This window comes from Prochlorococcus sp. MIT 1327, assembly GCF_047304785.1.
GTDB classification, from domain to species: domain Bacteria; phylum Cyanobacteriota; class Cyanobacteriia; order PCC-6307; family Cyanobiaceae; genus Prochlorococcus; species Prochlorococcus marinus_D.
In genome coordinates this window covers 554,100-579,146 of the sequence record NZ_CP138972.1, presented here as the reverse complement: position 1 = coordinate 579,146, position 25,047 = coordinate 554,100, and the positions used below count along the sequence as shown (strand labels likewise).

Genomic DNA, 25,047 nt, shown 5'->3' with positions numbered 1-25,047 from the left:
GCCGCGAGACTAAAGGGCTGAGAGCGGAGCCTCCACTCGACTAGCTAGCCCAAGGCGATTTGCAATAGGCACTAAAGCAAACCCCTGGAACAACAATCCGAACAAAACCACCGCCAGGGCAAGAGGAGGCATGGTTTTCCCCCAACTCACCGACGACGAAGCCCAGACCTGAATCGCTAAAGCAATAGGCACCGCACCACGCAGGCCAGCGCAGCACACAAACGTCCGCTGCCCTAGCGAAAATGAACTGCGTAAGAGCAGAGAGTGAACAATCAACCAACGCACCACCTGCACTAAGAGAAACAGCAGTAATGCTCCGCCTGCTGATCGAACAACGTCTTCAGGGGAAACAACAAGCCCCATACAAAGGAACAAAAGCAGTTCAGCCATTTTTGCGAAACTGGCATGGGCCTGCTCAAGAACCAACTGATCGGTGCTTGAACCATTGCCGAGCACAAGCCCCGCCACATAAGCAGCCAGCAAGGCACTGCCACCCATCAAGGTGGTTCCACCTGCAAGCACCATCAACAAAGCAAGGCTCACAACTGGCAACATGGAATTGGTATTCAAAGACCTACGACTACCGAGCACCTGAGTGGTGAGACTGCCCCCGAGAAAACCAAGCAAGATACCCAACAGAAACTGACGTAACACCTCGGTCACCAAAGCAGCCGGAGCAACACCCTCCCCGCCTGCCAAAGCCATTGCCACCCCTGCCAAAACCACAGCCACAGGGTCGTTGAAGCCCGACTCCGTTTCAATCAGGTCCAAAACAGGCTTGGGTAATCGTCCAGCGAGAGGCCGCAAGAGAGCAAAGGTCGCAGATGCATCCGTGCTGGACAACATCGCACCCACGAACAAAGCCTGCGGGAACAACACCACCCAACCGGCACTGCCTTCGGCCACGCCAAATGCAAGCATCGCCAAGGTAATCAGAAGGGCTGTGAATAAAGCACCAAAAGTTGCCAGTCTTAGAGCCGATGGGATCACAGAGCGCATTGCTGCCCAATTCGTCGTGAGCCCCCCGAAGAAAAGCACTAAAACAAGTGCTGCCTGCGTGATTTGGTCTGCGTGGACCAGAGAAAGCAAGGGAGGAATCGCGTCAGCCGCATCCGAAGTCACAGTCAAATGGTTATCAACCAACAAACCAAGAATCAGCACCATCAGGATCCCCGGAACCCTCACGCGAGCAGCCAGGTCATCGAGAAGTACGGCTACAAGCAACAGAGCTCCGAAGGCCAAAAAATAGAGGGCGAGTGAATGACCCAAATCAGAATGTTGGTGATCCTGAGGAGGTTCTAGCCTGAGTCTTAGAGAAAGCCACCTCATGGCCGAAACATCTGCACCAGCAAAGGCCACGGCAGCCCTCAAAAAAGGAGCCCTTGTTCGGGTCAATAGGCACGCCTTTAGCAGCAGCACTGAAGCAGCGGCCAGTGATCCTTCTCCCCCCGACTACATTTTCGAAGGTCCTGGTGAACTACTCGCCGTCAAAGAGGGCTATGGGCAAGTGCGCTGGCGCATGCCTGTTCCGGACGTGTGGCTACGGATCGATCAGCTGGAACCCTTCTCATAAGAAGAGGGCTTTAGCGCTTCCTCAACCTGTTGCACAGCCTTAGGGATCGAGCCTGAGGCCGCAGGCAAACGCCACAAAGCTCCTGCTAAAACCCCACTGAGATCACCAAGACCCGCCAATAGATCATTGGGATGCTTGCGCTGGGCTCGATCAGCCACAGCTGATGCCTGCCAGGGATTCAAGCCCGCCAGGATCACCACACTGCGATAAACACTGGGCCAAGGACTCTCTGGTAGTCGTTTCTCCAAGACGGCGAATTGAGTCGCTGCCTCAACAGGGCGATTCGCCAACACTGCCAAAAGCGCCAATGTCCAGCGCGCATCAGTATCCGCAGGATTATCAAGCAAACGCCGCATTGCGGCTTCTCGCACTTCAGCTCGATAACTGAAATGGCCATCCAACATATGCTCGACAGAGACCGCAGCAAAGACTGGTTCAAGCCCTTGAGGTCCCTTCGCCAGCCCCAGGGCCAGAGAGGGAAAACGTTCAGCAAAGCTTGCTGCCCTAGGGACCCCAGAACTGCGTGCCCAAAGGGAATAGCTGCCGCCAGATTGCCGTGAAAAACGGCGCAGCTCAACAAATACACCACTGCTACGAACAGCCTGATCAAGGCGTGCCGCAGTGTCTCGAACTGAGCCCTGATCTCCCTCTGCCAGCACAACCCACTCAGCCTGCTGCAGCAACGGCTCCACATCACCGGAACTACTACCAAGCTGGCGACCTACCAATCGACCACCCCGCCTGCGACCGAAATAACTGACATTGTGCTGATTGAGATCCGGAGTACTGGGCACCACGATGACTGTGGTGGGCAAGCCATTGGGATCAGCGCCTCCAGCCGCCCGGACAATGGCCTCCACAGGCCCCTTGTGGCGCTCTGACAAACGAGTGATCTGAGCCGACAAAGCTGAAGGAAGAATGGCCAAAAACCCCGCCAAGAGGGTCGTAGGCAAAATCAGCCAGGAGCCCTTCAGCCAGCGACGGTTCGCCCACAACCCCCATTGCCACCAACCCCTAGCGAGCAACAAGAGCAATGGTGGGAGCAGTGGAGTGATATATCGATCACCCTTATTCGGACTGAGGCTGGTGAACAACCAACCAGCAACCAGAGTCACGATCAGCCAACGCCAAGCCAGTGGATCATCAGAAGACAATGCTCTTTGTGTTGAAGATCCAAGGCTGCGGCAGTGAATGACCAACCAGAGCAAACAACCACTGAGACCCACGATGAGCAGAACAGGGCCTAACTGCGCCGGCAACAAACGTGGATACCAAAGCCAATTTTCAAGGGTCCATAGGGAAGGGTCCCCTTCCCTAGCCGCGGATTCGATCACGGCCCTATTCGTTCCTCCAAGCGTTGTGATCCAGTTGTGACGTAACCAAGGACCCAGACCGAACAAAAACACACCCACACCTGCCAGCAACTGAAATCGGGTGCGATTGGTACGACATAAGGCACACCAACTGGCCCACAACAGCGCCGGAAGCAAAACCAACAGAGCGCTTTGCTTTACCAGAAGTGCCGCCGTACAAGCAGCGGCAGCGAACAGGGCCTGTACCCAACGCCCACCTCGCTGTGGATCCCACCAACACCCCAGCCGCCATAACGCCAAGGTGACTGCAGCAGTGAGCGGCATCTCCAAGACGTAATCCGAGCGCAACTCCAACAAGGCTGGAGCCATGGCAACAAAGACAACGGCAAGCAATGCCATCCCCTGCCCACGCAAACGCAACCCCCATGCCGCAACAGCAACAAGGAGCAGCCCATGCCAAACACTCAGGCTCCAGGCGGCCTGCTTAGGTGCATCTCCAGCCACTGCCATCACAGTGCCATTCACCAGCGAAGCCAAGGGCGGAATTTTGGGCGAAAGGTCGAGTAAAGCGTTCCATCCCTGCCATTGGCCTCCTGGTAACAATCCCAGTGCGCGTCCATGATCGAGAGCGCTATTGAGGTAATCGGCCTGATCCCAAGAGGGGATACCGCCGTAGTGATGCCACCAAATCCGATCGATGCCCGTAGCCAGCAACCAAATCAGCGCCACAAACGACCAAAAGCGCCAGGGAGCTTTCACAAAATCTCCAGCCGACGGCGTTCCTCCTTTAAGCGTAAACGCCGCTTTTTGGCTTCCCGCAACATCTCTCGACCATCATGGAGATAACCATCGACATAGCCCATCGTGTAGCGCTCCAACTCAGCCAAAGCATCTTCTACTTGGGAGAGGCAGTGATACAGGCTCAAGCCAAAACCTTGTGCGGACGCAGGGATAGGCAAAGCTCGATAAAGGCTATTCACCTTTTCAATCCGATTGCAACTGTCTTGCAGGTAAGTGCAAAAGACCTCCATCAACGAATCGTCGTAAGGGTCAGCCGAAAGAGAGCGAAACTGAGCAGGAAAAGGATTGATCACTTGCCCCAGCAATCGGTCGATCGGGACATAAACCTGCTTGATCCACTGCACAAGAGCCTCATCTTCTGCTGCTGCTTGGCCTTTGGTCGCTCGAGCAGCCGCACTAGCACGAGCATTGCGAACCCCTCGCTGATGCGCTTCGTCAGCAACTGAAACGCCATGCTTTCTTGTGCGGTCATAGGCGCGTCGATGCTCTGAATCCCCCAAAACCTCCCAAGCTGCATTGAGCGCAAGGATCCCCTGCTCATCTCCACCAGCGTCAGGGTGATGCCTTTTCACCAACTGGCGATAGGCAGCCTTGATCTCAGCCGAGCTAGCTGTGGAGGATACTCCCAACACCTGATAGGGATCTGCAGCCATAGAAACCAGTCATTTGGAAGACATCAAAGGTATCCATCACGCTGCGCCGGCACCGCCGAAGCAGAGCTAAACATCGGCGTTGAAAGATAACGCTCACCAAAACTTGCCAAGACAACAACAAGGCGCTTGCCCACCATCTCAGCCCTACTACCCACTTGCAGGGCAGCCGCAACAGCAGCGCCACTGCTTACCCCACTTAGCAAGCCCTCCTCCCTCGCCAAGCGCCGACCCATCTCCATCGCGTCGTCATCAGAGACCGGCAGGATCTCATCGATCAAAGAGAGATCAAGAACGCTAGGGATGAAGCCAGCACCAATCCCCTGAATGCGATGGGGAGCAGGGCTCCCGCCTGCCAAAACAGGGCTTAACGCTGGCTCGACCGCAAACACTCGCAGGCTTGGAATGCGTTGCTTGAGCAAACGCGCACAACCTGTGAGTGTGCCCCCCGTTCCTACTCCAGTAATCAGACCATCCAACCGCCCCTCGCAATCATTCCAGATCTCCTCTGCGGTTGTGCGCTCATGCACCTGCGGATTCGCAGGATTATCAAACTGCTGCAAAAGATAAGCCTCAGGGATGGTTGCCACCAACTCCTTTGCCAACTCAATGGAACCAGTCATTCCATCGCTGCCTGGGGTGAGTTGCAGTTCAGCGCCATAGGCCCTAAGCATGGCGCGACGCTCTGTACTCATGGTGTCTGGCATGGTGAGAATGAGGCGATAGCCTCGGGCGGCAGCCACCATGGCCAAGGCGATCCCAGTGTTGCCACTGGTGGGTTCCACCAGCACGGTGCGTCCCGGAGCAATGGTTCCAGCTTCCTCCGCTGCATGAATCATGGCCCCCGCAATGCGGTCTTTAACCGAGGCAGTGGGATTGAAGCTTTCCAACTTGGCCAACACCTCTGCATGGCAACCACTGACCTGTGGCAAGCGATTAAGGCGCACCAAGGGAGTGCGCCCAACTAAAGCCGTAATGTCAGCAGCGATAGGCATAGGCGATAACAGTGTCATGGCCACTGACCCATCCAAACAAAGCGATGGGGATCAAGCCATCAAAAAGCCCCCCTTTTCCGGAGGGCGGCAATTGATAGAGATTGTGAGGAGGAGGTTCTGAGGCCCAACAAAATGTTGGGCCTCAGAACTTAAATGTGGTTCTAACTAAACCACCAAAGTTGCTGAAGGTGTCGTCATCACGGCCACCACCAAAGACAGGGCCACCACCAGCGGTGAGATCACCCAAAGGACGGCTGAGGTAATAAACCGCAGGAGTCACAGAGATGTTATCGGTGACCTGGAACTTGTACCAGAGCTCAAAGGCATAGTTGCCATCAGCAACGAAATCGGAGGCATCAACATCGTCGTCATAGTCGACGGCAGTGACGAAGGTGGGCTGACCCACAGCAGCACCAAGGACATTGCCCTCGATAAATGCATCTTCCCACTGAAGACCGACATACCAAGACTGGGATGTCGCATTATCAATCAGATTGGCGTCATCGTCGTTGTTATTGACAGAGTTGAGACCCCAACCAGCACTGATGCTTGGGAACCAACCGGTGTCTTCAGGAGCCCACCAAGCACTCACGGCATAGGAATTGGTCGTACCATCCCCCGCCAATGCAACAGCCAAAGGTGTGGCATTACCAGCGTAGATGCCAGCGCCATTGTCTCCTGAGGTGTAGGAGTAAACAGCTGCAATGCCCCACTGTTCATCGGCGTATGCGATTTGAGCCGTTGCATTGGAAGCAGCACCATCTGTGGCAATCCCACCAGTATTGGGGTTGCCATCATCAGCATTGCCAGAAACGTAGCTAGCGCTAATGCTCCAGCCGCTGTCGTTGTCATCCCACCAGATGCCAGCACCACCACCTTTGGTGAGGCTGTAGGCGCCAGGGGCACCGGCATAGGTGAAGACGTCAAGGATGGTTTCGGCCGGATAATTGCTTGGCCATACGGCAAGCATGTTGTCCTGACGAACCATGGCACCAGCGGTTACGGTGAACTCTTCACCGACTGGGAACTGATACCAGAGGCGATCAACTTTGACTTGATCAGCTTTGCCAGATTCGCCATAGGCAACTTCCATGGCATCAAGGCCCACGTAGCCGCCGCCGCCGTAAGGGGAATCACCAAAGTTGCCAGCACGCAGGCGTGTCTTCAACAGATCCTTACCAGTGAAGCTGGTATTGAGCTCAAGGCGCATGTCGTAGTTGAAAACAGTCGCGCCAGAGGCAGCGGCAGCTTCCTCATCACGCTCATCGCCGAAAATATCTTTGGCATCACCGGCAAAGCTGTTGGCGCCAATCACGAAGGTCGTCTGACCAACCAATTTGGTTGTGGTGGAGAACTGAGTGGCTTCTAGTTCACCAACGCGGGCTTCTAGGCCATCAACACGGCCCTTGAGGATGGCGAGCTCCTGCTCGAATTCGTTGAGCAGACGACGCAGTTCGTCGGTGACCTCAGTGATGCGATCGAGGCAGGCATTCAATAGAGCAGCCGCTTCAAAGCGGGTCATGGCTCTGTTGCCGAGGTAACTACCGCTTGGATAGCCAGCCACACAGCCGTAGCGCTCAATCAGGTTGCTCAGAGCCTGATAAGCCCAATCGGTTGGGTAAACATCTTGGAATTGGGAGATGCTGGTGACCTGCTCGCTGGAGGCCGAATAATCGGACACACCTTTGATGTCTAGGTCTGCGGCATTAGCAGCCATTGGTGCCATCAGGCCCAAGGCAGCAGGTGCCACCAGCAATTGCTGGAAGAGTTTCATTTGGTTCCTCACACAAAAAGAGGTTTGTAGATGAAAGATATTTGTGTATAGGCTCTTCAAAACAGATTGCCCAAGTGCCAGATATGCCACTGGCTTGTATCAGCAAACACAAAAAAGACCCTTCAAAACCGAATCTGTGTGGATTAAGCAATCTCCACCACCTAACAAAAAACTCCATGCAAGCTGATTCAGAATTCTGAAGCCCTTTTAGATTCGAATCTCAGATCAAAGCATAGAGGCGAATCTTGATAGCCGCAGCATCAGATATACGCAATGGGATAGACATTGCTAGTTACCGATTAATAAATCACTAAGAATCAGAGCATGAAAAAGCCCCCCGTTTCAGGAGGGCGACAATTGATAGAGATTGTGAGGAGTAGGTTCTGAGGCCCAACAAAAAGTTGGGCCTAAATGATCAGAACTTGAAGGTAGTTTTCACTAGACCACCGAAGTTGCTGAAGGTGTCGTCGTCGTTGCCAAAACTTCTACCACCACCATCGGTGTTTTCACCATAAGGACGGCTGAGATAGAACACAGCAGGAGTCACAGAAATGTTATCTGTCACCTGGAACTTGTACCAGAGCTCAAATGCATAGTTGCCATCAGCAACATTGTCATTTGGATCGTCAGTGGAAGAGACACCATCGTCGTAGTCGATGTCAGTCACGAAGGTGGGCTGACCTACAGCAGCGCCAAGGACATTGCCCTCAATAAATGCATCTTCCCACTGGAGGCCTACATACCAGGACTGGGATGTAGCGCTCTCATAAATGGTATTTGCGTCGTCACCAGCCTCGGTGACTGAGTTCAATCCCCAACCTGCACTGACACTAGGCATCCAACCAGTTTCCGCAGGCGACCACCAGGCACTTATACCAACAGAGTTGGTAACACCCATGGCTTGTACATCGTTGGCCAAAGGTGTGCCATTACCGGCGTACAGCCCAGCACCATTATCACTGGATGCGTAGTTATAAGCAGCAGCGGCACCCCAACGATCATCAGCATAAGCAAGCTGAACTGTGCCATTAGAAGCAGCACCATCTGTAGCGATACCGCCACCCTGTGTGCGGCCACTTCTGTCGTTGTTGGGGTTGCCATTATCGGCGTTAGCCGAAACGTAGCTAGCGCTAATGCTCCAGCCACTGTCACTGTCATCCCACCAAATACCACCACCACCACCAAGGGTCAAGTTGTAGGTACCCGGTGCACCGGCGTAGGTGAAGAAGTCAATGACTGTGTCAGCAGGATACGCGCTGGGCCACACAGCAAGCATGTTGTCCTGACGGACCTTGGGACCAACCGTCATCGTGAACTCGTCGCCTAATGGAAACTGATACCAGAGGCGATCAACTGTGACCGTGTCACCCGTTGAAGAGGCAACTTCCATGGCGTCCAGGCCTACATATTGACCGCCACCGAATGGAGAGCTGCCAAAGTTGCCAGAGCGCAGACGTGTCTTCAGTAAGTCCTTGCCAGTGAAGCTGGTATTCAGATTCAGGCGAAGGTCGTAGTTAAAAACTGTACCGCCAGAGTTCTCAGCAGCCTCATCTGCACGCTTTTTGTCTCTTGAATCAACAGCATCACCACCAAAGCTGTTGGCGCCAATCACGAAGGTCGTCTGACCAACCAATTTGGTTGTGGTGGAGAACTGAGTGGCTTCTAGTTCACCAACGCGGGCTTCTAGGCCATCAACACGGCCCTTGAGGATGGCGAGCTCCTGCTCGAATTCGTTGAGCAGACGACGCAGTTCGTCGGTGACCTCAGTGATGCGATCGAGGCAGGCATTCAATAGAGCAGCCGCTTCAAAGCGGGTCATGGCTCTGTTGCCGAGGTAGCTACCACTGGGGTAACCAGCCACACAGCCGTAGCGCTCAATCAGGTTGCTCAGAGCCTGATAAGCCCAATCGGTTGGGTAAACATCTTGGAATTGGGAGATGCTGGTGACCTGCTCGCTGGAGGCCGAATAATCGGACACACCTTTGATGTCTAGGTCTGCGGCATTAGCAGCCATTGGTGCCATCAGGCCCAAGGCAGCAGGTGCCACCAGCAATTGCTGGAAGAGTTTCATTTGGTTCCTCACACGGATAGGCGCAATGCGCCGTTTCGATGGTGGCCCCTACTCTCTCCTTAAACACCTCTTGGTGTGACAGATGTATCAATGGTTTCAATGGTGGGTATCAGAAACACCAAGTCAAACCATGCCAGCCAGCATCCCTTCTAGAGCTAGCAAGCGCTGAATGAACTCCTGAAGTCATCCCTGGCGCGCTGAACCCAGCTCAGCAGATTAAGGATGTCAATGACCAGCAAAAGGTGACACTTAGTGGATAACGGCCATTGACCTAAGGCCTGCCATGCCCGTCGACTAGCTCTGAATCTTGTTCACGCCAGCAGCTGAAAACAATCCATCCATTCGCAGAGCACCTCTGCTGGGTTTGCTCTTGCTTTGGCTGGTGGCATGCGTGCTTGCACTGGTGGGGCTAGGAGATCTACCCCTGCGCGATTTTGATGAAGGCATCGTGGCCAGAGTCGCCTTTGAATTAAGCCAAAAACAGGGCCCAGAAGCTCTACTGCCCACCCTGTGGGATTCGCCCTACCTCAACAAACCACCAGGCTTGCATTGGCTGATTGCTGCCGCCATCCAACTCAACAACAACGGCGCGTCCTCTTTAACAGGGATCCCCTCAAACACTCTGGTGCGTCTGGTGCCGGCATTGCTATCGACGTTGATTGTTCCGTTAGGCGGGCTCGTGCAATGGAAATTACGGCCAAATGATCGCACTGCATGCTTAGCCACAGCTGCAATTTTGCTAACGCTGATGCCAGTGGTACGCCATGGTCGGCTAGCCATGCTCGACGGCCCTCAACTCAGTGCCATGGCCTTGTTGTGGTTACTCGTTTTAAGCCTCGACCGCAGCCCAATGGACCGCTGGCGAATGCTGGGGGCAGGTCTCATCAGCAGTGGCATGCTGCTGCTCAAAGCTCCTTTGCTGCTACCAGCAGCAGCAGCAGCATTAATTCCTATCCTCTGGGGTGGCGAATTCAGGCGCTGGTGGCGATGGCCACTGGCAGGCTGGTTTGGAGTGGGGCTGATCCCTGGCCTGGCCTGGCACCTCTGGCATGGCTTACATCGAGGAACTGGAGCGCTGTGGCTCTGGGGAGGCGATGGTGCAGGCCGCGTTCTGTTTGATGCTGGAGAAGGCAGTGACCTCGGCTGGAGAGTCCCGGCCATTGAGATACTGGAAGGTGGCTGGCCCTGGCTGTTGCTATGGCCCTTCGCAATGGCCTGGGCCTGGCGTCAACGACACAGCCGTTGGGGCAAATGGGCACTGGGCACACAAGCCGTACTAGCCATGGCAATCCTGCCACTGAAAACCCAACTCCCCTGGTACAGCCACCCCCTCTGGCTCCCATTTGCACTGCTATGTGGAGCACCACTGGCCTGGCTCATTCATAGGCAGGATCTAACAAATCCTCCTGGTGCAGCAGTTTTAAAACATGTTCCGTTCCTCTGGCTGGCCCTAGGAGTCAGTCTTGTTCTATTCGGGCTGATCGGAGCATCAGGGCGAGTTCTCACGTTTTATCCCTATAGCGGTATTGCACTCGCTGCTGGGGTTGGCTGGAGTATCGGCGGCTGGCTGATGCTGCGCCCAACCCATGCCAAACGCAAATTGGGCGCCATCAGCATGGTGGCTGGAAGCGTCGCAGCCCTATACCTATTAATGGGCTCCTCACTCTGGCTCTGGGAACTCAATGAGAACTGGCCCGTGGAACCTGTCGCCCAGCTCGCCGCACAAGCAAAGGGAGCGAAGGTGGTGCTCGAGGGGAATGATGAAAGGCCCAGCCTCAACTGGTATGCAGGCCAGCGCATCAGCTCCTTAGAGGCTGTTCCAGACGCTGAATGGATCTTGACGCGCAATCCCCAGCGAGTCAGCAGCATGGCTCAGGAGCGGCAGTGCAAGCTTGCGCAAAGCAAGGAAGACTGGGCCCTACTTTTTTGTGACCCGCAAACCCAATAACGTTGCTCGATCTAGGGAAGCCAAGGCATGCAACACATTCTGCCGAACCCACCAAACAGAACGCCTGTAGGCGGTTCGGCTAAGCCACAACAGCCTCACTACTCAGCTCAAGGAACTGCTTGCTCTGAAGAAGCCCTATGAACTCAAACGACCCGTGGTGGCTGATGTTTCAAACCACGGAATCGAAGCACTCTTCATGGCGCTGACCCACCAAGATCACCGCATGCAAGGCATGCATCGTTTCAGCAGCGCAGGCTTAACGAAGACAATCAAAGAAAGACTGCTCAATGCCACAGTTGGCCTGGTAGCCATCATCGCCAACATGACCAAGCTGCCATTCTTCAGTGAAGTGCAGCAACTAGGAAAAAACAAGCAGAATTTGCTTGCTAGAAGCCACTGCCTAGGCATAGCCAAGCAAGAACCGTTGACGAAGCCAACATCACAACTTCAGCTCATCTTTGGCAAATTGCCTCGCGAGTTGCAGCTTGCCGCGTCTCTAATAAGAACCTCACCGATGCAATGAAAAACTGTTTGGTCATCGATCTAAAAACCTGTGTTTAGGTCATCAGCAAGTTGGATCTCAACGGCTTCAAATTCCTCTATGACCTGCTGGCATTCACTCCTGTTCAGCTTGCAGAAAGAGACTTGCCACTCAAATTCCAGCCACAGACACAGAGCAGTTCAAAGATCGATAGCAACTGCAGCGACTTCAAATGATCTGATCAATCATCGCCTCAAACTTTGCCTAGACACCTCTCTTGGAGGACTCACCAACATCGCAGTAGCGACCTGCAACTACAAAAACGTTGTATCAAATACCTTTTGGGCTCAAATAGCAGTGATCCTGATGATGTTTATCTGGAACGATGTCACCTAGTCCAGTTGCATCCGGAATACCCCTTGATTGAAAACAGTTGCTGATGGCGAAGTCTTTTGCCCGCTGGGCTCAACAAATCTGGTTTCCTGTGGGCTTAGGGGTAATCCTGCGACTGATCCAACTGCAGGCTCCCATCCTCGGTATCCATAGCTGGCGCCAGGCGGATACAGCAGCCATGGCAAGGCATTTTGCCCTGCAAGGCACACCGATCTGGTTGCCGCAAATTGATTGGGGTGGAGCCAGCCCCGGATATGTGGAATGCGAGTTTCCTTTATATCCCTATCTACTTGGCCAGCTTTACAAGCTTGCGGGCTTGCACGAATGGTTGGGACGAGGCCTTTCGGTTTTCTGTAGCGCACTAACCATCGTGCTCATCATCCGCATCGGGCGTCGCCTGCTGGATCCGATTAGTGCTTGGTGGGGCGGGGTCTTCTTCGCTGTCCTGCCACTAGGGGTTTATTACGGCCGCACTTTGCAGGCAGAAGCGCTTCTACTGCTACTAGCAGCACTGAGTATCGAGCGGCTGCTTGTCTGGAAAGAGCGGCGCTCTCGCTGGGCTCTGCTCACCAGCTGGCTGGCATTTTGCCTTGCCTGCTTGATCAAAGTGCTGCCCTTGATCTGGCTCGGCATACCCCTTTTGGTCGTACAAATGCAGCCTCAGCCACTTGGACCAGCACTACCACTTGCAACGTGCATTCGAAACTTAAGAAAGCTTGCACGTTCGCCTGGTGCTTGGATCTATGCAGGTAGCTCAATACTGATTGGAGCCCTTTGGTATGGCCATGCTTATCAACTTGGCCAAACCAGTGACTTGAGCTTCGGATTCTGGGGCAACAACTCTGATCGCAGCAGCCTGAGCCTGCTGCTGGATATCGATCTCTGGCTAAACCTATTGCTGAGAATCAGCGTACGCAACCTGGCTGTGCTGGGTGTGCCGATCGTGATCTTTGGCCTGTGGGAATGCCGCCGAGATGCAGGTGGTCAAATTCTGGCAGCAGGCCTACTCAGCATCGGAGCCTGCACAGCAGTTTTCTTACGAGCAAGCTCTATTCATGAGTACTACCAAATGCCCCTATTGATTTTTCTCTGCCCATTAATGGGAAGGGGCTGGCATTCTTTAACGAAGCTAATCACATCCAAAAAACCACATCCCCAATGGTTGACCAACATCAACCTTGCACTGATTGTTGCTATCAGCCTCACTGTACTCAATTTTGATTATTGGGCTCTCGAGCGCCAACAAACAGAAATCTGGATGCCATTAGCCCAAAGCATCCGCAAAGAAGTACCAAGCAAGGCTCGGATCGTGAGCGTTACTGGCAGTGATCCCAGTTTGTTGAACCTTGCACGGCGTCAAGGCTGGCTCACCACTGCCAAAAGTATTAATCAGAAACAACTAAAAGCCTGGTATGCGCATGGTGCTACCCATCTCGTTGGCAGCCTCAACTGGGAAGAAAGCTTTAAACCTCTCACTCAAGGAAATGCAAGAAATAACCTGCAGGCTCTTTTGTGTGAGCAGCCAAACTCCACTTACTGCCCCCAAACATCTCATCAAACTTATCTAGCTCCCATCAACCTATTAATCCGATAAATCATCAGTACCGGCAACTGCTTTATCTGAGCAGAGGCGAAAGCCTATGAGATGCTCACCAACATCTTGAGCATTCCTGCTTGGACACCAAGGCCTGCCCACCCCGCCGCCTGAGCCTCACCTGCCTGGCAATCTTCCTGCTGCTTTGGGCCGCCGCCGCAACACGTCATGCTCTGCTGCAGAGCAATGCTTACGATCTTGGCCTGTTCGACCAGTGGGTCTGGTTGGCCAGCCAAGGGTTGCCACCCTATTCCTCCATGGAAGGGGTGCATCTGCTAGCTGATCACGGCGCCTGGGCTCTCTATCTGGCAGCCATTCCATATCACTTCCATGCCAGCGTTCAATGGCTACTCGCCAGCCAGGCGGCTGGACTAAGCCTGACAGCACTACCCCTTTGGTGGGTGGGCCGACAAGCAGGCCTTACTCCAAAACTGTGCTGGCTGATCTGCACACTTTGGTGGCTGCAGCCAGTGGTGTTCAACGCCAATCTGTTCGACTTCCACCCAGAGGTGTGGGTGATGCCGGCCCTGGCAGCTTGTTACTGGGCCAGTCGAGCCAAAAAAGCCTGGCTCTGGTTTGGCTTACTGCTCTTATTGCTTGGCTGCCGTGATGGACTTGTGCTTGTGGTAGGAGGCCTGGGGTTAGAGCAGGCTTTGCGTAAGCGATGGATCTGGGCCTTTGCAGCCATTGGATTGGCCTTGGGCTGGTTGGCCATGCTCAATCACTGGCTTTACCCCTGGCTGAAAGGCAGTACTGGAGGCCCTAAGGCAGCCGGAGCCCTTTTCTCTTACCTAGGCGACAGTTTCGATGAGGTTCTCTTCAATCTGATCACAAAGCCTCAGTTGTTAATCGAGCATGTGGATTGGATCGGCGGACTGATCTATCTGCTGTTACTCAGTATTGCCGTCGCTCCATTCTGGCGCCGAAACTCCCTACCCGTTCTGATGGGAGGTTTACCGCTAGTTCTGGTGAATCTGCTATCGGAAGAGTCACCGCAACGAACACTGATCCATCACTACAGCCTGCCAATTGCGGTGATAGCTGTTGTAGCTGCCATCGATGGACTGGCTGTACGCCCAAAACAAGCTGTTCCTTGGCGGCTACTGACCTGGAGCACCATCTGCTGGGTAGCCCTTGCTAAGCCCTGGTTTTTTAGTGGGCCTTATCTCGAAAGACTCAATGCATTGACCCCATCCCATGAAGCCATCGCAAACATTCCTAGCAGTAGCCGCCTTGCCACTACCAGTTATCTCGCCCCCCATCTCAGCCAACGCATTGCCATTGACTTCCCCCGCCGCAAAGGAAAGTCTTTAGATCTAGAAAGCTTTGATGTACTGCTTCTCAACCCAAAAGATCCAGGTTGGGGATCCAACCGAAAACAACAGCAGCGCCTATTGAACCAAGCCAAACAAGCTGGCTGGGGGTGTGAAAACTGGGAGAACGGCTTGGAACTTTGTCAGCGATCCGAGCACAAATCCATCAAACAACCTTGAGACCCTCTAATTGATTAAAAGCCTGAAAACGATGCCCCCGCCATGCGCACATGACGGGGGCTCTCGTCGGGTCCACTCTGGCGCGGAACCATTTGATCAGGGAACAGGTATAAAAATCAGCCGGCGTTCTCCGCGATCAGCAGACCCTGCATCGAACAACTGGAACTCATGAGCACCTCCTCCTTTGGGGATAACGGCAATTCACGAAGCATGCGACGCATGCCTATTTCAGGCAAAGTCACTTCGCTATTGCCAAAGCAAATCAACAGTAACCGGAATCGAGCAGAAGGCACGTTCTCAACCTTCTATTTCATCCAGGCTCCAGTGCTAGCAATGCATCAAGACAACGCTGTGCATCAGGAGAGGAATCAACGCTATTGCGCAAAACCACCAACCCATCCGCGCAGCTCACCACCCCGTAACGCCCCTCTTCCATGAGTTCCTGCAAGGCCTTATTGATAGATCGCCAACGAGACGTTTCCTGGCGAAACAGTGGCATCAACGAACGGTAATAGCCAGGGAAAGCCAAGACCCATTGAACCGATTCAATTTGATCCCGACGGTTGTAGTACTCGATATGTTTCGGGAAGCGCAAGGCAACTTCACGTTCCGCCAGCAGCGGCAACAAGGGAGTATCAGCAGCGACCGAGGCGTTATCTGGCACAAGCCCAACGGCATGACGGGCCGTTGCAGCTCGCTGCAGCATGGCGACCGGCGAGACATGAACGAATGGACTAAAGCTATCCGGTACCAGAGCGGAGAACGTGCGATGGGGATTGCTTGCCAAAGTCAAAACAAGCCCTAGGGCAAGACATCCCGTCCAGAAACGCCGGAACCAAAGATGAGACCAGAAACCTGGATGGGCCTGCCACCAAAGCATTGCGCCCATAAATAACCCTGGGACCAAAGCAAGCACATACCTGAGCGTTACCGACAACGCACTCATGCCCTGGGACACCAAGGCGATGAATAAAGGCACAGCCACCATCAGGGCCACATCCAGCGAGACAAAGGGGATAAAGGCCAAAGGCAACGCTGGCGCCAGCAGAAAAGCCAAGGTGGTTCCAGGGGGAGACACCAAGGCCGCCAGCAAACGAAGCGGATGGGTCACCATCGTCCATAGAACGGTGAAGGTCCCACCAGTGCGGCCTTGCAAAAGATGCCCAAACTTTTCCTGCAGGAAGCGATCAGACAGGGAGGAATCAAACTGGGGCTGAATCCAGCCAGTCATCACTGCCACATAAACCAACGACATCGCCATGACCATGAGGCCGATAGCGCGTGCACCAGGTCGACGAAGCGATGCCCACAATCCAAGTGAAAAGAGGGTGAGACCAGCATCTTCACGCACAAACAGCATCAGGAAACTGCAAGCCATAACCTGGCGCCACCCCTGCTTGAGGAGACCATCAACAACCAAAAAGCCCAGTAATGGCAACCAACAAAGGTCGTGAAAGTTTTCAACAAGTGGGCCAATCACGGTTCCACTGAGGTAGTAGGACGCGGTCAAGCGAATCGCCAAGGGTCTCGACAATCGGGCCGACGCCATCCGCCACAACACCAAACCTGCTAGAGCCAACAGGCCCACTTGAATCAACGGCAAGGCCCAGCGACCAAAGAGTGCTACTAAGGGCGCTGCCAACACAGTCAGCACATTGGCGTGCTGGCCAAGATGGAGATAGTCGATGCTTGGCAAAGCATCTTGATTGGCAACAGCTGCCGACAACTCCGACGAAAGGCTGCTTTCAAAAAAATGACCCCTAGCAGTAGACCAAAGCTCCTGCAAAAAAAGAGCTTGGTCGTAAGTAGCAGTCAGGCTTTCAAGGCGCCAAAACTGAAGCAGCAGTCCGACCAGCCAAAAGCCGCCAGCCATCCCAAGAACCACCCCAGGGAAGTTGTCTCTGCGATAAGACCTCAACCCACTGACAAGAGATGACATTCGCATCATTCCTCAGCTGCCGAAATGAATACTAGAGAGCCGCCAAATACCATCCTAAGGAAGGATAAAGACCAGGAGAAAAGGGCAGAGACAGTCTGGTTAGAGACTTTCCCAAATCCAGTCATCAATGGAATAATAGGCGAAAAAAAATTATACTTAATACCAAAAGACAACCTTCACTCATAACATCACTGACTCAGGCGGTAACTTGCTCAATACCGGCAGATATCTATCAACCATTTTAGCGCCCTGACGGATTTGCTAGCAAGACATAGGTTCGCAGCAACCCTAGGCCGAAGGAGAGATAAAGCATCAACTCTGCCCACTCCTGATCAATATTCAGAACCAAAGCTGTCGCTGACCTGGTAGCAACAAAATAAGACAAAAACGCAGCACAAAAGAATAGAGGCCAAAAATACCTGGGCAGAAAAAATGTTCCGACAGGAATTACACCCTCTCGAGATGATCTTGCTTTAAACAATCCAAAAGATGGCCGCCATAACACCAAAACCAGAATCAATACTGACACCAGAAAAAGATTAATATCGAGATAATCTTGAAAAAACTCGAGGTTATGAATTGTTGTCTGATTTTGAGCATTAAGAGCAGCTATGTTATCAGGTGTTCTCCAGCCGAACAAAACCTGACCCCAAGCAAGCTCCTCTAAGCCAACAAAAAGCATTCCCAAAGCAATCATCCCATAAATGGCTCCATGCAAGCGCATCAACAGACGCCTCCATAAGTCCCTAGAAATCAGCCAAGAGACCCAAGCTGAAGTGAACAGAATTAGAGCCTGCAAGTACTCAAGAATTCCTCCTTCTCCAAGCAGCCGTTTGTAACGCAAAACATCCTGAACGGACAGCTTGAATAGAGCTACAGATCCCATAATAAATAATGCAAGGATCAACATCAATAGAGAGCGACTTGCTCTAGCCGAAGGACTAAACTCCGAAAGCAAAGACTTTAAGAAGGTTGAGCGTCGCAGAAAATTCCCTAAAAAAACTAACAACAGACCAGCGACTCCAAGCTGCAGCTCAGGCCAAGGAGAGACATCTAACGAGAAAGCGCTGACAAATTTATACAGCGAAACTGCAACAATAAATGCCCCAAAATAGATAACAGCCTGGCCGCAAATACGTTGCACAAGCTTTTGTCTAACCACGCTCTCGCGAAGAGAATCACCAGCATCTCGCTGAACCTGGGAATTCGACGGAAGGGGAGTACTCATTAGGCACTGCTCTGTGTCTTAAAGGAAGATTAATACAATCTTAATTGGCCGTGTGATAGTCAAGAGAAGAAACCCATCACAGCCACCTAGCCCATTGGCCTCGCCAAAAGACTCATAGCAAAGGACTTCAATCAATAAATTCACTGCTTACTAGGGATTGATTTAAAATTAAAATCCAGCCCTTGATGCCATAAATCGCACGGCATTGCCTGCAGCAAGCAGATCATAATCGGGAAGACAATTTTAAAAATACTTGCCCACAAAGGGCTTCCAGGCTCTAATTACTGCATTCAAAAATAAACTCTCAATCGAGAAGCTGTCGGGCTCTGACTCCTCAGGGGCGCAGATTTCCTGTGAGACGAAATCGGTGAGCTGCAGATCGGCACCCAAACAAACAATGCCGACACGACAAGATCCAAGCCTAAAGGGGCACACATCACCCATCCGAGCAAAAGATCCTTGACTGTCCACATCACTCCAACTGGACACTGACCCCATGGAAAGGGGGCATGACGGCCGCTCGAGCAAACGATTCATTGCTAAGTGTAAATACTTATCCACTTTGGCCTGCATGGCAAATACTGGAGCTTGATTCGCAAGAATGATGCAATCCTGTCAACGTTGTCCGTGTACGTCATTGAGCTGGCCCTCAAATTGAGCCCCTTGCCGGTATCTGTGCAGCGCAAAGCATTGACAGATGCGGAAGCCGTTTACCAGCAAGTGCGCAAATGCCTGGAGAGAGGTCAGCCTCACCTTCTGGAGCTCAGTTGCGAAAAAGTCGAAGACAAGAAAGTCACTGTTTTGGTCAGTGAAATAGTTGCTGTTCAGCTCTATGAGAAAACAGCAGCAACTGGAGGCAGTAAGCGGCCTGGCTTTTCCTTTGAAACCTGAGGCCATGGTGGACGAGAACGCTGATCAAAGCATCTTGAGAGATGGCCCCCCTCCTAAGTTTTGAGCAGGTGAGCTTCATTTGGCCCTCCGGCACAAAAGCCTTGGACCAATGCAGTTTTGCAATTCCAGAACCAGGCCTTTGGATGCTCGTAGGCAGCAATGGCAGCGGCAAAAGCACCCTTGCCAAGCTAATCAGCGGTTTATTACAGCCACAGCATGGTCAGGTGACTTGCATGCTCAAACCTGCTCTGGTGTTTCAAAACCCTGACCATCAACTGCTGTTGCCAAGTTGCGGCAGCGACTTGCTGCTGAATTTACCTAGCGACATCCCAATCAAACAACGCCAACAGCGCATTGGCGATTCCCTAGAGCAGGTTGGTTTGGCCGCCATGGAATCGCGCCCGATTCATACCCTTAGCGGAGGCCAAAAACAACGCCTAGCAATTGCCGGCGCCCTGGCCAGTGAAGCCACACTGCTGCTGCTGGATGAACCAACAGCACTCCTAGACCCAGCAAGCCAACAAAGAATTTTGGCAACAGTTCAACAGCTTTGCCATCGCTCCCACGCACCCCTAACGGCCCTTTGGGTCACCCATCGCCTCGAAGAACTCGACCATGCTGATGGGGCTGCCAGGATGGAACACGGCCGAGTAGGAGCCTGGCAATCTGGCCATCAGCTAAGACAAAACCTCCAACCCCTTGCAGGTCGGCGGGGATGAAGGGTAGGTTCTTCGGGTTGCAATCCTCGGTAGCTCAGCGGTAGAGCGGTCGACTGTTAATCGATTGGTCGCAGGTTCGAATCCCGCCCGGGGAGTTTTCAGATCCACAGCCGGTGGCTGTGGTTTTTGATTGCCTGTTAGAGGGCATCCACAACAGTGCATGGACAGATTCGGAAGACTTCCTAAAAAGAGGACGCCTTTAAGGAATTCGTCAGCCAGTCAAAAGGTCAGTCTGCATGGGAGTTTCAGTGATTGGGCTCTATGCCCCCACATAGATGCCAATGATGCACCTCAAAGCAAATCTTGAGAGAATCTGACAAGCGCTGACTTCACAGCACCCCGATGATTTCAAATTCCTCCTGGACTCCGATCTAAATGAAGCCTTGCATCCTGCTGATCGAAGACGACCAGGACATGCGTGAACTGGTAAGCAGCCATTTAGAGCACAATGGTTTTGACGTACAGAAGGCTGAAGACGGCATCAAAGGTCAGGCTCTTGCCCTTCAGTACACCCCAGACCTGATTTTGCTCGACTTGATGCTTCCTAACGTAGATGGGCTAACTCTCTGCCAGAGGTTGCGTCGAGACGAGCGCACCGCGGGGATTCCGATCTTGATGATCACCGCCTTGGGAGGCACAAAAGACAAGGTCACCGGCTTCAATTCAGGCGCGGATGATTACCTAACAAAGCCTTTTGATCTTGAAGAATTGCAAGTGAGGGTGAAAGCCCTACTACGTCGCACCGATCGAGCGCCGGTGGGCACCAACGCTCATCACGAGATCCTCAGCTACGGCCCTCTCACACTCGTGCCTGAACGATTTGAAGCGATTTGGTTTGAGCGTCCCGTACGGCTCACGCACCTGGAATTTGAGCTGCTCCACTGCCTACTTCAGCGCCATGGACAGACCGTGGCACCTTCTCTAATCCTTAAGGAGGTGTGGGGCTATGAACCTGATGATGACATCGAAACCATCCGAGTACACGTTCGCCACCTGCGCACCAAGCTGGAACCCGATCCACGTAAACCCCGCTTCATTAAAACCGTCTACGGGGCTGGTTACTGCCTTGAATTGCCTACAGGAGGACAACTCGAAGGGTTCCAAGACCTACTAATCCAGGCACGCCAAGAGAGGGAAGCCAGAGAAGCACAAAACAAGCAAGGAGAGCGCGCCAGCGCTTAAGCGCCAGGAATCAGTTCCAGCAAAGCCACTTCCCACGCCAGCCTGGGTTGCACAAACCCCAGCAGGTGTGAACGCAGCCTTTCCAAACGTTTCAGTGGTGTTGGATCAGGCCGTTGGATCCAAAAATGTTGTTGCCACCAATCAATCAGCCAAAGCTGCTGCTCCCCATTAAGAGCCTCCGTAAGGTCCCTCGCCAGAGCTAAGGCTTCCATTGGCTTTTGGGGACGCTCTTCAAGCCGTAGCCAAAACTCCTCTGGGACTGCCTGCCAGAGCCCAAAATTCTGCAACAGCGCCCCAGGAGAACCAGCCGCCATCGCAACCAGTTCCGGCTGATCCAATGCCAACAAGGACGACCCCATCTCAGCTGTGCTCGTCCTGGCCAGAGCAGCCTGCATGTCAGCTGCTTCAAGACGAGCAAAAAGAATCTGTTGGCATCGAGAACGAATTGTCTTGAGCAAGCGCTCAGAAGCGGTCGAAAGCAGAATCAACAAGCCATGACCTGGTTCTTCCAGCGTTTTAAGCAAAGCATTGGCAGCAGCTTCGGGCATAGACTCTGCCGCTTCAATCACCACCATGCCCCTTGGGGCCTCAACAGGTCGTCGTCCTAGGAATCTTGTCACCCCGCGAATCTGTTCGAGGCGCACCTGTGGGGGGGAACGGCGGTTGACACCTTCTTCCTCTGCCTGGGACTTAGGGACCAAGCGGCCTTGATGCTGATAAGTCGGTTCGACCCAAAGCAGATCAGGATGGTTGAAAGCCTCTAAACGACGGCGTTCACGCAGGGCCGGCTTACCACTGCTGATGAGGCCCTCGAGAAAACGCAATGCCGCCAAACTGCGACCCACTCCATCTGGACCAGAAAAGAGATATGCGGGAGCCAGTCGACCCTGACTCAAAGCTGCCTCCAGCAATGCAACTGCCAACGGCTGAGCGATCAAATCTTCAAACAGCCCACGCGACTCAATCTCAAGGCTCATCGCATGCTCTCTTGCAAAGGCCCAAAATGGTGCTTCAGCTGGCTCTCCAAAGCAGAACTAACTGACTCAACTTGTTGATCCGCCTGCAACGGCACCCAAGATCGTTCCCTAGCCAAAACAGCAAATCCAGTTGCCACCCTGGTTAAAAAATCAACTCCTTCCGCTTCGATTCGATCGTTAGATCTTGCATCACGCCGAAGCAGACTTTCTTCTACAGGCAACTCCAACCAAAAAGTTAGGTCCGGGACAAGTCCAGCCGTGGCGATCTGCTCGAGTTGCTGAATCAAATCCAGATCCAACTCTCTTCCATAACCCTGATAAGCAAGGGTAGAGCCACTAAAACGATCACTGAGAACCCAGTGCCCCTGCTCAAGCGCCGGTCGGATCAACTGAGCCACGTGCTGGGCTCGATCAGCCGCATACAACAACAGTTCCGCAAGGGGTTCTGGGGAGGCATCCCCAGGCGGGTGAAGAACCAACTTGCGCAAGGCAATACCCAAAGCCGTACCACCGGGCTCACGGGTGAGATGCAACCTTGCACCCTCAGGCATCAAACCGCTGCGTGGCAGCCAGTTGGCAAGGTGACGAAGCTGAGTGGTCTTGCCACAGCCGTCAATACCCTCCAGAACAAGAAAGCGACCACTCATGTAGTACGCAGTGCCAAAGCGTTCACGACCACCGTGATTGAACTAAGGGCCATCAATAGAGCTGCGATGGGTGGGGAGAGCAATAACCCAAAGCCCGGCAACAACAATCCTGCAGCAATTGGCAAAGCAATGAGGTTGTAGCCAAAGGCCCAAGTCAGGTTTTGACGCACTTTTGCCATGGTGCGGCGAGCCAACAACAGGGCTTCCGGCAAACCCTCCAGGCGATCCCCAAGCAACACCAGATCAGCAGAATCCTGGGCTATCTGCGTGCCGGTACCCACAGCGATACCAAGATCTGCTGCCGCCAGAGCTGGGGCATCATTAATGCCATCGCCAACCATTGCCAACAGTCCAGCCTTGCGAAGACGTTGCAAGCGCTCCAGCTTCTGATCAGGCAACAACTGCCAGCCCAGTTGATGGGGTTGAAAACCCAACTGCTGCCCCAGGCGTTCCACCGCCTGACGTCTATCACCACTAAGCATGGCCAGAGTCATCCCCTGCTCTCGTAATCGATCCAAAGCAACAGACACATCAGGTCGAAGCCGATCATCAATGGCCACAAGGCCCAAAGGCTCTTCCCCCAGAGCCACGGCTACCACCGATTGCCCCTGAAGAGACGACAGCTCAACATCAGCCTGAAGTTCAGCTGTCCAATGAACCCCTTCAGCCTGAAGCCATTCCGGTGTACCTACTCGAACCGTTCCTTCTACACCTTCAAGCTCACCGGCCAGGCCGGAGCCTGGATAGGTACGGGTTGCCAAAGTGGACAGTAGCGAAAGCCGATGCCGTTGAGCCTCTTGCAAAACAGCATGGGCCAAGGGATGGCGACTGTTTTGCTCAAGACTTGCAGCTAGCTGCAACAATTGATCAGGTTTTTTTGTGCCAACAACCCCTGCCACCAAAGGGCGGCCAAGGGTAAGAGTGCCAGTTTTGTCGAAGACAACTTGCCTCAGCGAGGCTGCCATTTCAATCACATCCCCACCGCGAAATAACCACCCCCGGCGGGCCGCCTGACCAGAGGCCACTGTGATCACTGTGGGCGTTGCCAATCCCAATGCACAGGGACAGGCCACGACTAGAACAGCGATGGCGAGCTGTAAAGCCAATCCTAAGGAGGTTTCAGCGACGCCTCCAAGCGGGACATGATGACCATATCCATGCACCAACCCCTGACCCGAAGCGTGCAACACCTCTGGCCAAAGACGTGCACCCAGTTGCCACCAAAACAGAAAAGTCAGCAGTGCCAGGCTGACAACGCCATAGCAAAAGCGACCTGCAACCCGATCAGCCAGGCCTTGAATAGGAGCCTTACGCGCCTGGGCCTGTTCCACCAAACTAATGATTCTTGCCAGAGCTGTCTCAGCTCCCACATGTCGCACTTCTAGCAACAAGGTGGCTTCAAGATTGAGGCTGCCTGAAGTCAGCTCGATTCCTGGAGCTGCCTCCAACGGCAATGGCTCACCAGTAATGCTGGACACGTCGACAGCGGAATGTCCCTCCAGCACCATGCCATCAACAGGAATGCGATCCCCTGCTAACAACTGAACCCTCTCCCCAGGTCTGAGAGCACCGACTCTTACCTCACGGATAGTCCCATCACCTGCCAGCAACCTGGCAGTATCTGGCTGCAATTGAGCCAGCTGTTGGAGGGCCCGCCCAGTGCGGAAACGAGCACGCTCCTCAAGGAACCTTCCCAACAAGACAAAGCCGAGCAACATCACGGGTTCATTGAAGAAGCAAGGCCAACCCACCTGAGGCCAAAGCAGAGCAACCAGGCTCGCCAGATAGGCACTGCTAACGCCCAATCCCACCAAGGTGTCCATGGTGGGGGTTAAGGCAAGAGCCGCCCGCGCTCCGCCAACAAGAATCGGCCGACCAGGGCCCAACAAAGCCACCGTGGCCAATCCGGCATGGAAGGGCAAGGCCCCTACAATCACCAGCTCAAGATGTCCACCGGCAGCAAGGTGGCCAAGAACAGACAGCAACAGCAACACCAAGGCCACCATTAACTGACGCCACTGACTCCACCAAGCCCCTAGGGAATCACGCGTTGAAGGCGTTAGCTGTTCTAATGAGCCCGTATTTCTTGGCTGAGCAGAGAAACCCCGGGCTGCCAGAGCAGCAAGGATCGGCTCAAGAGACTGGCCTGGATCGTTGAGATCCAGCCAAGCAGTGCGGGCTACCAAGTTGACACTGGCACGAGCAACACTGGGCTGCTCAAGCAAAATACGCTCTACCGATTGAACGCAGCCGCCGCATTTCATCCCCTCGATATCGAGTGCGACGGATGGATGAGCCAATGGACGGTCGTTGCGGCTCACGGATCGGTGAAATGTTCCCGCACGCTAATGACAATCGTTACGCATAGCCCATCCCAT

At 53.6% G+C, this 25,047-nt stretch carries 20 protein-coding genes and 1 tRNA gene; 9 read left to right on the top strand and 12 right to left on the bottom strand.

Going from position 1 to position 25,047, the window contains the following annotated elements:
• Positions 1–9: 9 nt before the first annotated feature.
• Positions 10–1,269 carry a cation:proton antiporter gene (locus SIB80_RS02740; RefSeq protein ID WP_063420844.1) on the bottom strand — a complete coding sequence of 420 codons (1,260 nt, stop codon included), beginning with the start codon at positions 1,267–1,269 and terminating at the stop codon, positions 10–12.
• Between the two features lie 58 nt (positions 1,270–1,327).
• Here SIB80_RS02740 and SIB80_RS02735 point away from each other — a divergent pair, with 58 nt between their 5' ends.
• A complete protein-coding gene (locus SIB80_RS02735; RefSeq protein ID WP_011131340.1) occupies positions 1,328–1,573 on the top strand; it encodes an NAD(P)H-quinone oxidoreductase subunit O in 246 nt (81 codons plus the stop codon).
• Here SIB80_RS02735 and SIB80_RS02730 read toward each other — a convergent pair.
• From SIB80_RS02730 to SIB80_RS02710, 5 genes are all read right to left on the bottom strand, one after another.
• A complete protein-coding gene (locus SIB80_RS02730) occupies positions 1,552–3,645 on the bottom strand; it encodes a phospholipid carrier-dependent glycosyltransferase (RefSeq protein ID WP_063420543.1) in 2,094 nt (697 codons plus the stop codon). The two genes, SIB80_RS02735 and SIB80_RS02730, sit on opposite strands and share 22 nt — an antisense overlap.
• Entirely contained in the window at positions 3,642–4,340 is a 699-nt protein-coding gene (locus SIB80_RS02725; protein WP_063420544.1) for a J domain-containing protein, read from the bottom strand. Before SIB80_RS02725 ends, SIB80_RS02730 begins: the two co-directional genes overlap by 4 nt.
• 23 nt (positions 4,341–4,363) lie before the next feature.
• Entirely contained in the window at positions 4,364–5,332 is a 969-nt protein-coding gene (gene cysK, locus SIB80_RS02720) for a cysteine synthase A (protein ID WP_063420545.1), read from the bottom strand.
• Positions 5,333–5,474: 142 nt separating this feature from the next.
• Entirely contained in the window at positions 5,475–7,106 is a 1,632-nt protein-coding gene (locus tag SIB80_RS02715; protein WP_063420845.1) for an iron uptake porin, read from the bottom strand.
• Between the two features lie 415 nt (positions 7,107–7,521).
• A complete protein-coding gene (locus SIB80_RS02710; protein WP_063420546.1) occupies positions 7,522–9,177 on the bottom strand; it encodes an iron uptake porin in 1,656 nt (551 codons plus the stop codon).
• A gap of 307 nt (positions 9,178–9,484) precedes the next feature.
• Here SIB80_RS02710 and SIB80_RS02705 point away from each other — a divergent pair, with 307 nt between their 5' ends.
• The 4 genes from SIB80_RS02705 (at position 9,485) to SIB80_RS02690 (ending at position 15,086) form a co-directional block, all read left to right on the top strand.
• On the top strand, positions 9,485–11,125 hold the full coding sequence (locus SIB80_RS02705) for a phospholipid carrier-dependent glycosyltransferase (RefSeq protein ID WP_169190032.1): 1,641 nt from the start codon (positions 9,485–9,487) through the stop codon (positions 11,123–11,125).
• Between the two features lie 157 nt (positions 11,126–11,282).
• Entirely contained in the window at positions 11,283–11,648 is a 366-nt protein-coding gene (locus tag SIB80_RS02700) for a hypothetical protein (protein WP_169190031.1), read from the top strand.
• Between the two features lie 397 nt (positions 11,649–12,045).
• The gene (locus tag SIB80_RS02695; RefSeq protein ID WP_063420549.1) at positions 12,046–13,593 is read left to right on the top strand and encodes an ArnT family glycosyltransferase; all 1,548 of its coding nucleotides are present in this window, start codon (positions 12,046–12,048) and stop codon (positions 13,591–13,593) included.
• An 80-nt stretch (positions 13,594–13,673) separates the two neighbouring features.
• Positions 13,674–15,086, top strand: a complete 1,413-nt coding sequence (locus SIB80_RS02690; RefSeq protein WP_063420550.1) for a DUF2079 domain-containing protein — start codon at positions 13,674–13,676, stop codon at positions 15,084–15,086.
• 116 nt (positions 15,087–15,202) lie between these two features.
• Here SIB80_RS02690 and SIB80_RS02685 read toward each other — a convergent pair whose 3' ends face one another.
• From SIB80_RS02685 to SIB80_RS02675, 3 genes are all read right to left on the bottom strand, one after another.
• Positions 15,203–15,379, bottom strand: coding sequence for a hypothetical protein (locus tag SIB80_RS02685; RefSeq protein ID WP_155724997.1), 177 nt, complete (start codon positions 15,377–15,379; stop codon positions 15,203–15,205).
• Positions 15,380–15,396: 17 nt separating this feature from the next.
• Positions 15,397–17,025, bottom strand: coding sequence for a DUF2079 domain-containing protein (locus SIB80_RS02680; RefSeq protein WP_236066152.1), 1,629 nt, complete (start codon positions 17,023–17,025; stop codon positions 15,397–15,399).
• Between the two features lie 241 nt (positions 17,026–17,266).
• Positions 17,267–18,253: a hypothetical protein gene (locus SIB80_RS02675; RefSeq protein ID WP_063420551.1), complete on the bottom strand. Its 987-nt coding sequence runs from the start codon at positions 18,251–18,253 to the stop codon at positions 17,267–17,269.
• A 627-nt stretch (positions 18,254–18,880) separates the two neighbouring features.
• On the opposite strand from SIB80_RS02675, the gene SIB80_RS02670 reads away from it, so the two are divergent.
• The 4 genes from SIB80_RS02670 (at position 18,881) to SIB80_RS02655 (ending at position 21,045) form a co-directional block, all read left to right on the top strand.
• Positions 18,881–19,144: a hypothetical protein gene (locus SIB80_RS02670; protein ID WP_041384706.1), complete on the top strand. Its 264-nt coding sequence runs from the start codon at positions 18,881–18,883 to the stop codon at positions 19,142–19,144.
• Between the two features lie 41 nt (positions 19,145–19,185).
• Positions 19,186–19,863 (top strand): ABC transporter ATP-binding protein, encoded by a 678-nt coding sequence (locus SIB80_RS02665; protein ID WP_063404795.1) that lies wholly within the window; start codon positions 19,186–19,188, stop codon positions 19,861–19,863.
• A 23-nt stretch (positions 19,864–19,886) separates the two neighbouring features.
• Positions 19,887–19,958, top strand: a tRNA-Asn gene (locus SIB80_RS02660).
• A 280-nt stretch (positions 19,959–20,238) separates the two neighbouring features.
• Positions 20,239–21,045, top strand: coding sequence for a response regulator transcription factor (locus SIB80_RS02655; RefSeq protein ID WP_063396743.1), 807 nt, complete (start codon positions 20,239–20,241; stop codon positions 21,043–21,045).
• Here SIB80_RS02655 and SIB80_RS02650 read toward each other — a convergent pair.
• Genes SIB80_RS02650 through SIB80_RS02640 form a run of 3 tightly spaced genes read right to left on the bottom strand, consistent with a single transcriptional unit; the run spans position 21,042 to position 24,990 of the window.
• Complete coding sequence (locus SIB80_RS02650) at positions 21,042–22,022, bottom strand: DNA polymerase III subunit delta' (RefSeq protein WP_063420553.1); 981 nt, start codon at positions 22,020–22,022, stop codon at positions 21,042–21,044. The two genes, SIB80_RS02655 and SIB80_RS02650, sit on opposite strands and share 4 nt — an antisense overlap.
• Positions 22,019–22,669, bottom strand: coding sequence for a dTMP kinase (gene tmk, locus SIB80_RS02645; RefSeq protein WP_011131355.1), 651 nt, complete (start codon positions 22,667–22,669; stop codon positions 22,019–22,021). The genes SIB80_RS02650 and tmk overlap by 4 nt, the downstream gene beginning before the upstream one ends.
• Positions 22,666–24,990: a heavy metal translocating P-type ATPase gene (locus tag SIB80_RS02640; RefSeq protein ID WP_063420554.1), complete on the bottom strand. Its 2,325-nt coding sequence runs from the start codon at positions 24,988–24,990 to the stop codon at positions 22,666–22,668. The genes tmk and SIB80_RS02640 overlap by 4 nt, the downstream gene beginning before the upstream one ends.
• Positions 24,991–25,047: the final 57 nt, after the last annotated feature.

What these genes read in the sequence shown, in the direction of transcription:
- SIB80_RS02725 (WP_063420544.1), bottom strand. Translation starts at nt 4,340, where the DNA reads ATGGCTGCAGATCCCTATCAGGTGTTGGGAGTATCCTCCACAGCTAGC.
- SIB80_RS02665 (WP_063404795.1), top strand. Translation starts at nt 19,186, where the DNA reads ATGGCCCCCCTCCTAAGTTTTGAGCAGGTGAGCTTCATTTGGCCCTCC.
- SIB80_RS02735 (WP_011131340.1), top strand. Translation starts at nt 1,328, where the DNA reads ATGGCCGAAACATCTGCACCAGCAAAGGCCACGGCAGCCCTCAAAAAA.
- SIB80_RS02680 (WP_236066152.1), bottom strand. Translation starts at nt 17,025, where the DNA reads ATGTCATCTCTTGTCAGTGGGTTGAGGTCTTATCGCAGAGACAACTTC.
- SIB80_RS02655 (WP_063396743.1), top strand. Translation starts at nt 20,239, where the DNA reads ATGAAGCCTTGCATCCTGCTGATCGAAGACGACCAGGACATGCGTGAA.
- SIB80_RS02715 (WP_063420845.1), bottom strand. Translation starts at nt 7,106, where the DNA reads ATGAAACTCTTCCAGCAATTGCTGGTGGCACCTGCTGCCTTGGGCCTG.
- SIB80_RS02695 (WP_063420549.1), top strand. Translation starts at nt 12,046, where the DNA reads ATGGCGAAGTCTTTTGCCCGCTGGGCTCAACAAATCTGGTTTCCTGTG.
- SIB80_RS02675 (WP_063420551.1), bottom strand. Translation starts at nt 18,253, where the DNA reads ATGAGTACTCCCCTTCCGTCGAATTCCCAGGTTCAGCGAGATGCTGGT.
- SIB80_RS02650 (WP_063420553.1), bottom strand. Translation starts at nt 22,022, where the DNA reads ATGAGCCTTGAGATTGAGTCGCGTGGGCTGTTTGAAGATTTGATCGCT.
- tmk (WP_011131355.1), bottom strand. Translation starts at nt 22,669, where the DNA reads ATGAGTGGTCGCTTTCTTGTTCTGGAGGGTATTGACGGCTGTGGCAAG.
- SIB80_RS02710 (WP_063420546.1), bottom strand. Translation starts at nt 9,177, where the DNA reads ATGAAACTCTTCCAGCAATTGCTGGTGGCACCTGCTGCCTTGGGCCTG.
- cysK (WP_063420545.1), bottom strand. Translation starts at nt 5,332, where the DNA reads ATGCCTATCGCTGCTGACATTACGGCTTTAGTTGGGCGCACTCCCTTG.